The sequence below is a fragment of the Nonomuraea sp. NPDC049421 genome (genome assembly GCF_040677005.1).
GTDB lineage: Bacteria > Actinomycetota > Actinomycetes > Streptosporangiales > Streptosporangiaceae > Nonomuraea > Nonomuraea salmonea.
The window spans coordinates 1-10,971 of sequence record NZ_JBFAQA010000064.1 but is presented as its reverse complement, the minus strand read 5'-3'; the positions used below and the strand labels follow the sequence as shown (position 1 = coordinate 10,971).

Sequence of the window (10,971 nt, the reverse complement as noted above, 5' to 3'; positions counted from 1 at the left end):
CGTTGAGGTCTTACACCAGCTCCACAGGCGTTTCACCGCTCCGCCGGCCCGGCGGCGAGGATGTTTCCGATCGTTCGTCCGGTGGCTTGGTCATCACCACCGTCGAACACACCACCGAACCCTGCGGAGCCGCGCCGGGTTTTGACGCCGGTTCGCCTGGCGGTGAGCCGGCTGCCCCTGTCCTGCTCCGCAGGGGTCCGATTCCTCCCCCGCCTGAAAGCGGGGGTTTCCTCGGAGGTATCTGATGAAGAAGATCGTGTTCGTCGGGGCGGGAAGCGTCGTCTTCACCCACGGGCTGCTCGCCGACCTGGTCGCCTTCCCCGAGCTGCGCGGCATGCGCATCGCCCTGCACGACATCGACCCCGAGCGCCTGGAGGTCGCCGAGGCCGTCGCCCGCCGTATCACCGGCGACGCCGCCGTCGTCACCGCCCACCTCGACCGCCGCGCGGCGCTCGACGGCGCCGACTTCGTCATCAACATGGTGCAGGTCGGCGGCTACGACGCCACGGTGACCGACTTCGAGATCCCCGCCAGGTACGGGCTGCGCCAGACCATCGCCGACACCATCGGCGCCGGCGGCGTCTTCCGCGCCCTGCGCACCTTCCCCCTGCTCGACGCCCTCGCCGCCGACATCCGTGCCGTCTGCCCCGACGCGCTGCTGCTCAACTACACCAACCCGATGGCCATGAACGTCTGGTACCTGTCGGGCAAGGTCAAGAACGTCGTCGGCCTCTGCCACTCCGTCTACTGGACCATGCGGGGGCTGGCCGACCTGGTGTCGGTGCCCTACGAGGAGGTCTCGTACGTCGCGGCCGGCGTCAACCACCAGGCGTGGGTGCTGCGCTTCGAGCGCGACGGCGAGAACCTCTACCCCCGGCTCAACGTGGACGACCCCGAGCTGCGGCGGCGGGTCAGGATCGACATGTACCGGCGGCTCGGCTACTACCCGACCGAGACCAGCGAGCACTCCGCCGAGTACGTGCCGTGGCTCATGCATCACGACGGCGAGCTCGACCGGCTGCGCATCCCCGTCGGGGAATACCTCCGGGTCAGCGAGGAGAACGTGGCCGAGTACAAGCGTACCCGCGACCTCGTCCGCGGCGGGGGCGAGCTCGACATCGCCGGCACCGACGAGTACGCGCCGCAGATCATCCACAGCATCGTCACCGGCACGCCACGCGTCGTCTACGGCAACGTCGTCAACGACGGCCTGATCTCGAACCTGCCGCCCGGCTGCGTCGTCGAGGTGCCCTGCGCGGTGGACGCCACCGGCGTCCGCCCCACCGCCGTCGGCGCGCTGCCCCCGCAGTGCGCGGCCCTGAACAGGGCTTACGTGAGCGTCAACGAGCTGACGGTACGGGCGGCGCAGGAGGGCGACCCCCGCCTGGTCAGGCACGCCCTGATGGTGGACCCGAACACGGCCGCCTCACTCACCCTCGACGAGATCTGGTCGATGGCCGACGACCTCACCCGCGCCCACGGCGACCTCCTGCCGGAGTCACTCCGCGCCTGACCGCCTGCCGGAGGCGCGTCCGTGCCTGGCCGCCTCCTGGAGGCGCGTCGTGCCTGGCCGCCGTTCCCACCGCCCCGGGCAGTGATCCGCCCGGGGCGCCCGCCCTGTCCGCCGGCGCGTGGCCCTCGTCCGCCGAAGCTCAGGACCTGGGTCAGCGGGCGACCTCGACCTCCAGCCCCTTGTCGCGCAGCGCCGCCACGCACTCGGGATCGGCCGACTCCCCGGTGATCAGCAGATCGATCTCCCCGATCGCGCAGATGGGCGCCATCTCCACCACACCCAGCTTCGACGCGTCCGCCACCAGGATCTTCCTGGCCGCCGCCCGCAACATCCGCTGCTTCATCTCGGCGTCGGGCAGGCTCACGTTCGTCACCCCGGCCACCGGATCGACCCCGCCGCAGCCCAGGATCACCGTGTGCGCCCTGATTCCCTCAAGCAGCTTGCCGCCCAGCGGATCGACCAGCGAATGCTGCTGGCGGCGCAGGCTCCCGCCGGTCACCACGACCGAGATCCGGGGCAACGCGGGCTCCAGCTCCAGCGCCGTACGCAACCCGTTGGTGAACACCGTCACCTCGGTCAGCTCCGAGCGCGCCACCAGCTCGCGGGCCACGTAGGACGTGGTCGTGCCCGCCCCCATCAGCACCGACTCGCCGGACGTCACCAGCCGCGCCGCCACCTTCGCGATCAGCGACTTCTCCACCGCCGCCGTGCCCAGCGACAGCTCGAACGACGGCTCCACATGCGGGGCGGGACCGGCCGCCATCGCCCCGCCGCGCACCCGGCGTACCTTGCCCTGCTCCTCCAGCGCGTCGAGGTCGGCGCGCACGGTCACGCTCGACACCCCGAACGCCTCGGCCAGCTCCGCCACCCGCGCGAACTCCTGCTCGGTGAGCAGCGCCAGCATGCGCTCGCGGCGCACCTCCGTCGGCATCGACTCCATCACGCACGGACCGCGGGGGGCAGCAGGTCGCCGTGCGCCTCGATGAGCTCGTCGCACAGCGCCTTGATCGCGGGCAGCGGCAACGTGGCGGCCGTGTTCGGGTCGAGCATCGCCGCATGATAGACGTGCGAACGATCACCGTCGAGCGCCGCCCGTACGGTCAGCTCCACCACGTTCAGGAACGTCCTGTTGAGCGCGGCGAGCTGCACCGGCAGGTCGCCGACGGCCCGCGGCCGCGCCCCCGCCGCACCGACCAGCGCCGGCACCTCCACGCAACACCCCTCAGGCAGGTTGCCGATCAGGCCCCGGTTGGCCACGTTGACGTAGATCTCCTTCTCCTCGCCGGTCAGCATCGCCAGGATCATCGCCGCCGCCGGCTCTTGGTGCTGCCACCGGATCAGCAGCGGGTGGCCCGCCGACAGGGCGCGCCGCGTCTCCTCGTACAGGTGCAGGCTCTTGCCGACGCGCCGCAGGTATTCCTCGACCGGCACGCCCAGCCGGGCGGTCTCGTCGGGGTGGCGCATGATCCAGGGGACGTACTCGGCGGCGTGCTCGCTCGACTGCGTCGGGAAGTAGCCGAACGTACGGTAGAGCTCGGCGCGTACGTGCCGCCGCAGCTGCGGGTCGGCCTCCAGCACCGTGTCCAGCTCGGGATAGAGCGACCGCCCGCCCGCCTCGAACCGCAGCACGAACGACTGGTGGTTGAGCCCGGCGCTGAGAAAGCTCACCTCGTCCTCATCGCGCCCCACGAGATCGGCCAGGTACGCGTGCGTGTCGCACACCGCGTGGCACAACCCGGCGAACCGCTCGTAGCCGGTCGCCTCGTGCACCGCCCACCCGGTCATCGCCATCGGGTCGCTGCAGCTCAGCAGCCACGCGTCCGGGCACTCGTCGGCCATCTGCCGCGCCAGCTCGACCAGCACGGGGATGGTCCGCAGCCCGCGGAAGATCCCCCCGATGCCGATGGTGTCGCCGATGGTCTGCCGCAGTCCGTACCGGTGCGGGATCTCGAAGTCCCGCAACGTCGCCTCGAACCCGCCGATGTCGAGATGACTCACCACGAAATCGGCGCCCCTGAGCGCCTGCCGCCGATCGAACACGCTGCGGATCTTCGCCTCTGACCCCGCCTCCGCGTCGATCGCCCGCACCAGCCGCTCGGTCGTCACCAGTTTCCCTGGATCGTCATCGTGGAGCACGATCTCCAGCTCGCCCCGCAGCCCGGCACCCAGCACCAGCGCGGACACCACGCGGCGCGTCAACTCCACGTCACCGACCCCGATGAACACGACCCGCGCCATTTCCGCAGTATCCCACGCCAAGCCAGGCGAAAGGGCGGCCCAGCCACTCCAGCGGGGTCGTCCCTCTCGCCCGCCGACCCCAACGCGCTCAGCCGACCGACCGACAGGCCGGCTCGGCTGGGGCTGGGGTGGTGGTGTCGGGTCGAGTACAGTGCGCGCCAACCGTTCGGAGAATCTCAGTGATTCTCTTGCCTGCTTCACTGGCATCTGCCTCGATCGCTCGAAGTCTTACGTCGCCTCCACAGGCGTTCAGCGTCTCCGGGGAACTGCCCGGCGACGTGAAACTAAGCAGCGGCCTGCTCGAGGCTCATGGCCTGGAGCAGGTTGCGGGCGGCGTTGACGTCACGGTCGTGCTCGAGTCCGCACCCGCACGTCCACGCCCGATCCGCCAAGGTCAGATCCCGGTTGACGGCCCCGCAGCCGCCGCAGAGTCTCGAGGACGGGTACCAGCGGTCGGCCGCCCACACGCTCGAGCCGTACCAGCGGCTCTTGTATGCGAGCTGGCGGAAGAATTCGCCGAACCCGAGATCGCAGATCGCGCGGGCGAGCCTGCGGTTGGCGACCATGCCGGTGACGTTCAGTGTTTCGACGGCGATGGCCCGCTTGGATCTCGCGAGCATCGTCGTCGTCTTGTGCAGGAAGTCCGCCCGCCGATGAGCCACCTGGAGATGAAGCCGGGCGAGCCGCCGGACGGCCTTGGCCCGGTTGCTCGAACCGGGCTTCTTCCGCGCGACCGCTCTGCCTGCTGTGCGGAGTTTACGCAGGCTGGCCTTGAGCGGCTTGGGGGCCTGGATCTCGGTGACGGTGCCGTCGTCGTCCGCGATCGTGGCGAACGTCGTGATCCCGACGTCGATCCCGCACGCCGGCGCCTCTGCCGCGACCGTCCGCCGCTCGTTGACGTCCGTGCGGTCGATCTCGAGCTGGAACGACACCCACCAACGCCCGGCCTGCTCGCGCACGGTGGCGCCGACGACCCGAGCGCGCCCGTCCGCGATGCGACCGGTCAGCCACGACATGTCCTCGCGCGTGCGCACTATCCCGACACCGGGAAGGCGGACAAGCCGCGACGACTCAGGCCGGGCACGGCCGGCGTCGTAGCGGAACCTCAAGCCGTGCTTACGCGTGCGCCAGCCCGGAAACCCGGCCTTACGGCCCTTCCTCTTCCCCGACCTGGAATCGAAGAAGTTCCTGAACCCGGCCGCCCGGACCCGGCACGCCTCCTTCGGCACCCTGGAGGACAAGCCCTCCTCGGTGAACCACGGGAAGCGGTCGCGGTGTTCTGAACGCCACATCCGCTCAAGCGCGGGAGCCGACCACGGGACCGGCGTCAGATCCTTGTCTGGGATGCCGTAGGTCTTCTCCGCCTCGCGCTGGGCGAGCGCGGCCTTCACCTTCTCCAGGCAGAAGTTCTCCACCACCCGCGACAGACCCGCGTGCTGGGCGAGCCGGACACGCTGCTCAAGCGTCGCAGCCAGCTCCACACGGTATCCCTGCCGCTCGGTCACGTCGCCTCCCGCACCGCGCGCAAGGCCGCCCCGGCGCGGCGCGCTGCCAGACGGCGCCCGTACAAGCAGGAACACAACGAGGAGAGGACATCGATCTTGTCCCGGGCCAGATCGTCGTCGACCACGAAGACCGGCACGGAAGAGTCCCGTAGCAGGCTGGCCGGCTTCGGCCGCCGGCCGTTCAGTCCCGAGGCGACCTCAGCGACCACCTCACTGACCACCTCAGCGACCGTCAAACCCCTCCCAGTGGCGGCCGTGACGACCCGCCCCGCCTGCCGCTCCAGGTCCGCCTTCTGGCCGGCGCTCGAGACCCGGCAGAAGGCCACTGCCCGGCCGTCCCGACCGGAAGCCCGCTCGAGCACCAGATACCGGCCGGTCGCGGTCCTGGTGACCAGCACCGGCAGCTTCCCCTCTCGTGCCCACTGCCAAGCGGTCTGGTAGTGCACGCCGTTCCGCCGCGCCCATCCGGAAAGCTTCACACACTCACAATGGCAGAGAGGAACTGACCCAAACTGTTAATTCCACTAACAGTGACAACCCCCCAGCCCCAGCCCCAGCGTAACAAGAGAGCGACCATGGACCTCTTCCTCGGCATCGACGCCGGCGGCACCTCCACGCGTGCCCTGCTCACCACGTCCACCGGCGAGCGCGCCGGCTACGGCCTGGCCGGCGGCGGGAACCCCGTCGCACACGGCGTCGAGGCCGCACTCGCCGAGATCACCACCGCCGTCAAGCAAGCGCTCGGCGCGACCGACCCCGGCCGGGTGGTGAACGGGGTGATCGGCCTCGCCGGCCTCGGCGCGTTGGAGGACCCCGCCGTACACGCCGCCTTCACCCGCGCCTGGGCCGACTGCGGCCTGCATCTCCCGGTACGCGGCGTCGAAGACCCCCTGCTCGCTTTCGTAGCCGGCACCCCTGACCCCTCGGGCCACGTCCTCTTATCGGGCACAGGAGCCGTGGCCCTGCGCGTAGCGGACAGACGGGTCACGGAGGTCGCCGACGGCCAGGGCTGGCTGCTGGGCGACGAAGGCTCCGGTTTCTGGCTCGGCCGCGCCGCCGCCCGCCACACCATCCACCACCTCACCACCCCGCCAACTCATCCCACCCCCGACATGTCGGGCACCCGCTTGATGCGATCGGAAGCCGACGACCTGGACGACTTCCCGACGGGACAGCCCGTCACCGTCCATGCGTCCGTGGACCAGACGCCCCAACCCGCGTCGGAAAGTGCGGGCGACGCCGCGGGTCGTCCGGGTTCGGTGGGGAGTCCGGGTGACGGCCTGGGCCGCCGCTCGGGCTCAGCGGGGAATGGGGGTGGCCGCGTGCGCCGCTCGGGCGTCGGCGGGGCGGAGGGGGAGTTGGCGCGGTTGGTTGCTGAGGCGGTGGCTGGGCCTGGGGTGGAGTTGAGTTCGCGTACCGCTGATCTCATCATCATTCGGGCGCAGGCGGCGCCTGTGGCGACGCTCGCGCCGCTGGCACCGCTCGTCGGGCAGGCTGCCGAGGCGGGTGATCCGGCGGCTGCTGCGATCATCGAGTCGGCCGCCGATCGGCTGCTGGCCACGCTGGCCAGGGTCCGGGCGCCGGGGGAGACGTCGCCGATCGTGCTGGCCGGTGGCGTTCTGACGGCGCAGGGGCCGCTGCGGGAGCGCGTCCGGCGGTTGTGTGAGGAGCGGTGGGCCGCCTCGGTCGCCATCGCCGGTGACACGGCCGCCGCAGCGGCTTGGCTTGCTGCCGGGGCTCACGGCGCGCACGCCGACTGGCTGGCCGGCGGCTCCTGAGCCACCGCGCCCGCACCGACCCCGTCACATCCGGCCCCTGGTCCCCGGCCCCGGCCCCGGCATCGGGCCTCCACGGGCAGGCTGCAGGGCGGAGGTTGGAGATGGGCGGGCTGGTGGCGTCAGAGCCGGGTCTGCTCGATGTCCCGGAGGCCGCGCAGGGCGCGCCACGTCGGCAGGGGCGACAGGAGGATGATCACGGCGGCGGTCCAGAGCGCCGCTCGTACCCCTGCGGCCTCGGCCAGTACGCCGCCCAGCAGGGCGCCCGCGGGGAAGATGCCGGTCACGAAGCAGCGCATGGTGGCGTTCACCCGGCCGAGCAGCCGGTCGGGGCAGAGCCGCTGGCGCAGGGTGACGCTCGTGATGGCGTACACGATCTGTCCCAGCTCGCCGGCGGCGGTGCCGAGCACGAGCAGGGCGACGCCCCAGCCGGGGGTGGCGAGCGGCGTGAGCAGCCCGGCGGGCCCGGTCACCGCCAGACAGAGCCAGACGATCCGCGCAGAACCGTACCGACGAGCCAGAAGCGGGGTGAGGGCGGCGCCCAGCATGACGGTGACCGAGCCGAGCGCGAGCACCGCACCGAGAGCCGCGGGCGGGAGGCCGAGCGTACGCACCATGAAGACGAACCCGGCCGCAGAGGCGACGCCGAAGGAGAGGTTGCCGGCCGCGCTCGTCACGAGCAGCGCGCGCAGCACGCGGGTCCGCGCCACGAACGCCAGCCCCTCCCGGATCTGCCCCGCCATCCCGCTCCCGGCGCCGGGAGGCGGGACGGCGGGCTCGCGGACGGCGATCGCCAGCAGCGACCCGGCCGACACGACGAACGCGGCGGCCTGCACCAGCACCACGTTCGCGGCGCCGACGAGCGTGGTCGCCCAGCCGCCGAGGCCGGGCCCGGCGAGCTGGCCGCCCGCTCGGATGGTCTCCATGGCGGCGTTGCCCTTGAGCAGATCAGGCCCGGCGACGGACGGCAGGTAGCTCTGGTAGCCGACGTCGAAGAACACCCGGGCGACGCCGGTGAGCAGCGACACGAGCACGAGTTGCGCGATGGACAGCGTGCCGAGGAGCGCCGCGACCGGGATCGTGACCAGCAGGGCGGCCCTGACCAGGTCGGCGGCGACGAGGACCGGGCGGCGGCGTACGCGGTCGAGCCAGGCCCCTGCGGGCAGCCCGATCAGCGCGAACGCGACCGTCCCCGACGCCGTGACGAGACCGAGCTGCAGCGGGGACGCGTGCAGCGTGACGACGGCGAGCAGCGGGATCGCGACGGCGCTGACCTGGGCGCCGAGCTGGCTGGTGGTCTGCCCGAGCAGCAGCAGACGGAAGTCGCGCGAGGCGGTGGACATGCGGGCCTCCGGAGAGCCGATGGATACGGCCCCCACCACCCGCGGGCCCCGGAAAGGCGTCGCTAGGGGAGGGGGACGTTACCGCCCCCCGGCCCACGGGTCAAACGGCGAGCGAGTCGATCCAGCGCTCCAGGCGGCGTCCCTCCACGGTCATCAGCTCGGGGTCGCGGAAGGTGTTGGTGAGCAGGGCGACTCCCTGGTACGAGGCGAACAGCCCGACGGCCAGCTCCCGCGCGTCCGCCCGTCCCATGGCCGCGAACTGCGTCTCCACCCAGTCGAGCAGCCGCCGCAGCACCCCGGCGATCGCCTTGTCCAGGCCGTCGTCGCGCTTGTCCAGCTCGGAGGCGAGGGTGCCGGTGGGGCAGCCGTAGCGGGCGGTGACGTCGGGCCGGCTCATCCAGCCGCGCAGCAGCGCCTTGAGGCGTTCCTGCGGGGTGGGGAGCTTTTCGAATCTCGCGATCAGGGTGTCGAGCTCGCGGCCGTGCTCGTCGATCGCGGCCTGGATGAGCTGGTCCTTCGTCTTGAAGTAGTAGTAGACGTTGCCCACGGGGACGTCGGCGGCCCGCGCGATGTCGGCCAGGGTCGTCTTCTCGACCCCGCGCTCGTGCAGCACCTGTACCGCGGCGCCCGCCAGCCGCTCCCGCTTTCCCGGCCGCTTTGAGTCAGTCACCTGACTAACTATAGACAGCCCAGCTCCCCGCCCGCTATGGTCTCCATTCTAAGTCAGTCAACTAACTAAGAACTGAGGTCCTCATGTACGTCATCACGGGTGCCACCGGAAACGTCGGCGCCGAGGTCGTCCGCCTGCTCGCCGCCGCGGAAGAGCAGGTCACCGCCGTCTCGCGGAACCCCGCGCCGCAGCCGGCGGGCGTCCGGCACGTCGCGGCCGACCTCGGCGATCCGGCGAGCCTCGAGGCCGCCTTCGCCGGGGCGAGCACGTTGTTCCTGCTGGTCGCCGGGCAGGAGCCGGAGGCCGTCCTGAAGACGGCTCAGAGCGCGGGGATCCGGCGCGTCGTCCTGCTCTCCTCGCAGGGCGCGGGAACCAGGCCCGGCCTGTACGCGCACCCGGCCGCCTTCGAGGCCGCCGTCCGCGCATCCGGCCTGGAGTGGACGATCCTGCGCCCCGGCGGCTTCTTCACCAACACGCTGGCCTGGGCCGGATCCGTGCGCGCGGGCCGGACGGCCGCCGCGCCGTTCGCCGACACCGCGCTGCCGTTCATCGACCCGGCCGACATCGCCGAGGTCGCGGCCACGGTGCTGCGGCAGGACGGGCACGCGGGACGGACGTACGTGCTCACCGGGCCCGAGCCGATCACCCCGCGTGAGCGGGCCGCGGCGCTCGGACGGGCGCTCGGCGCCGAGGTGCGCTTCATCGAGCAGACCAGGGACGAGGCCCACGCCGAGATGACGCGGTTCATGCCGCTGGAGGCCGTCGAGGCCACCCTGTCCGTCCTCGGTACGCCGACGGCCGCCGAGCAGCAGGTCAGCCCCGACGTGGCCGCCATCCTGGGCCGCGCACCGGGCACGTTCGCCGACTGGGCGGCCCGCTACGCCGCCGCCTTCCGCCCTTGACCGCCACCGGCATCGCCACAGAAAGGGCCGCATCATGCCCGTGACCCGCATCCTCGACTCCACCATCCACCACCGGGAGACCGGCGCGGGGCAGCCGATCGTGTTCCTGCACGGCAACCCGACCTCCTCCCACCTCTGGCGCGACGTCATGCCCGCCGTCGCAGCGGGCCGCCGCCTGGCGCCCGACCTCATCGGCATGGGCGAGTCTGGCAAGCCGGACATCGACTACACGTTCGCCGACCACGCCGCCTACCTGGACGCCTGGTTCGACGCGCTGGACCTGGACGACGTGCTGCTCGTCGGCCACGACTGGGGCGGCGCGCTGGCCTTCGACTGGGCGGCCCGTCATCAGGGCAGGGTCAGGGGCATCGTCGTCACCGAGGCCGTCGTGAAGCCGATGACCTGGGAGGAGTTCCCCGAAGGAGGCCGCGACCTGTTCAGGGCGATCAAGACGCCGGGCGCCGGCGAGAAGATGATCCTCGACGACCCGGACTACCTGCGCCGCTCCCTGCCCGCCACCGTCGCCACTCCGCTGGAGGAGGACGACCTGGCCGCCTACCTGGCGCCGTACCCGACGCGGGAGAGCCGCCGCCCGATGCTGCGCTGGGCGCGGTCGCTGCCGCTCGGCGGCGAGCCCGCCGACGTGGTGGCCAGGATCGAGGCGTTCGGGAGGTGGGCGGCGGCGAGCGCGGACGTCCCCAAGCTCGTGCTCGCCTTCCGTCCCGGCCCGGGGGCGATGTGGACGCGGGAGACGCTCGCCTGGTGCGCGGCGAACCTCGCCGCCGTCGAGATCGTCGAACGCCCTGAGGTGGCAGGCCACCACACCCCGGAGGACCGGCCGGAGGCCATCGCGGAGGCCGTCACGGAGGCCGTCACGGCATGGCGGCACGTGCTCGCATAAGTCGTACAAGTGTTGGCCTACACTTGTTGGCATGTTGCGTCCTGGAAGCTGGTCCAGGCCTGCGGGTGAAAGTCCCGTCCGGGTAAGCATCGGAGCGCCCGGTAGCAGGCCCCGGTTCGTCGTG

At 71.8% G+C, this 10,971-nt stretch carries 10 protein-coding genes; 4 read left to right on the top strand and 6 right to left on the bottom strand.

What is annotated here, in order from left to right:
* Positions 1-244 precede the first annotated feature (244 nt).
* Positions 245-1,513, top strand: a complete 1,269-nt coding sequence (locus tag AB0K18_RS49910; RefSeq protein ID WP_364930142.1) for an alpha-glucosidase/alpha-galactosidase — start codon at positions 245-247, stop codon at positions 1,511-1,513.
* A 151-nt stretch (positions 1,514-1,664) separates the two neighbouring features.
* Here the strand turns inward: AB0K18_RS49910 and AB0K18_RS49905 are convergent, their stop codons facing one another.
* From AB0K18_RS49905 to AB0K18_RS49890, 4 genes are all read right to left on the bottom strand, one after another.
* Positions 1,665-2,444 (bottom strand): DeoR/GlpR family DNA-binding transcription regulator, encoded by a 780-nt coding sequence (locus AB0K18_RS49905; RefSeq protein ID WP_364380083.1) that lies wholly within the window; start codon positions 2,442-2,444, stop codon positions 1,665-1,667.
* An 8-nt stretch (positions 2,445-2,452) separates the two neighbouring features.
* Positions 2,453-3,751, bottom strand: coding sequence for an alpha-glucosidase/alpha-galactosidase (locus tag AB0K18_RS49900; RefSeq protein WP_364930139.1), 1,299 nt, complete (start codon positions 3,749-3,751; stop codon positions 2,453-2,455).
* A gap of 284 nt (positions 3,752-4,035) precedes the next feature.
* Positions 4,036-5,232: an RNA-guided endonuclease TnpB family protein gene (locus tag AB0K18_RS49895; protein ID WP_364930136.1), complete on the bottom strand. Its 1,197-nt coding sequence runs from the start codon at positions 5,230-5,232 to the stop codon at positions 4,036-4,038.
* Positions 5,233-5,252: 20 nt separating this feature from the next.
* A complete protein-coding gene (locus AB0K18_RS49890; protein WP_364930133.1) occupies positions 5,253-5,735 on the bottom strand; it encodes a recombinase family protein in 483 nt (160 codons plus the stop codon).
* A 96-nt stretch (positions 5,736-5,831) separates the two neighbouring features.
* On the opposite strand from AB0K18_RS49890, the gene AB0K18_RS49885 reads away from it, so the two are divergent.
* The gene (locus AB0K18_RS49885; RefSeq protein ID WP_364930130.1) at positions 5,832-7,034 is read left to right on the top strand and encodes a BadF/BadG/BcrA/BcrD ATPase family protein; all 1,203 of its coding nucleotides are present in this window, start codon (positions 5,832-5,834) and stop codon (positions 7,032-7,034) included.
* Positions 7,035-7,153: 119 nt separating this feature from the next.
* Here the strand turns inward: AB0K18_RS49885 and AB0K18_RS49880 are convergent, their stop codons facing one another.
* Together AB0K18_RS49880 and AB0K18_RS49875 are read right to left on the bottom strand one after the other, a co-directional pair.
* A complete protein-coding gene (locus AB0K18_RS49880; protein ID WP_364930127.1) occupies positions 7,154-8,374 on the bottom strand; it encodes an MFS transporter in 1,221 nt (406 codons plus the stop codon).
* A gap of 100 nt (positions 8,375-8,474) precedes the next feature.
* Positions 8,475-9,044 carry a TetR/AcrR family transcriptional regulator gene (locus AB0K18_RS49875; protein WP_364930124.1) on the bottom strand — a complete coding sequence of 190 codons (570 nt, stop codon included), beginning with the start codon at positions 9,042-9,044 and terminating at the stop codon, positions 8,475-8,477.
* 83 nt (positions 9,045-9,127) lie between these two features.
* Between AB0K18_RS49875 and AB0K18_RS49870 the strand changes: the two genes are divergently transcribed.
* Positions 9,128-9,946 (top strand): NAD(P)H-binding protein, encoded by an 819-nt coding sequence (locus AB0K18_RS49870; RefSeq protein ID WP_364930121.1) that lies wholly within the window; start codon positions 9,128-9,130, stop codon positions 9,944-9,946.
* A gap of 34 nt (positions 9,947-9,980) precedes the next feature.
* The gene (locus AB0K18_RS49865; RefSeq protein WP_364930120.1) at positions 9,981-10,847 is read left to right on the top strand and encodes a haloalkane dehalogenase; all 867 of its coding nucleotides are present in this window, start codon (positions 9,981-9,983) and stop codon (positions 10,845-10,847) included.
* The last annotated feature ends 124 nt before the right edge of the window (positions 10,848-10,971 follow it).

Coding starts and splice junctions, on each gene's coding strand:
- AB0K18_RS49900 (WP_364930139.1), bottom strand. CDS start 3,751: ATGGCGCGGGTCGTGTTCATCGGGGTCGGTGACGTGGAGTTGACGCGC.
- AB0K18_RS49910 (WP_364930142.1), top strand. CDS start 245: ATGAAGAAGATCGTGTTCGTCGGGGCGGGAAGCGTCGTCTTCACCCAC.
- AB0K18_RS49880 (WP_364930127.1), bottom strand. CDS start 8,374: ATGTCCACCGCCTCGCGCGACTTCCGTCTGCTGCTGCTCGGGCAGACC.
- AB0K18_RS49870 (WP_364930121.1), top strand. CDS start 9,128: ATGTACGTCATCACGGGTGCCACCGGAAACGTCGGCGCCGAGGTCGTC.
- AB0K18_RS49905 (WP_364380083.1), bottom strand. CDS start 2,444: ATGCCGACGGAGGTGCGCCGCGAGCGCATGCTGGCGCTGCTCACCGAG.
- AB0K18_RS49885 (WP_364930130.1), top strand. CDS start 5,832: ATGGACCTCTTCCTCGGCATCGACGCCGGCGGCACCTCCACGCGTGCC.
- AB0K18_RS49865 (WP_364930120.1), top strand. CDS start 9,981: ATGCCCGTGACCCGCATCCTCGACTCCACCATCCACCACCGGGAGACC.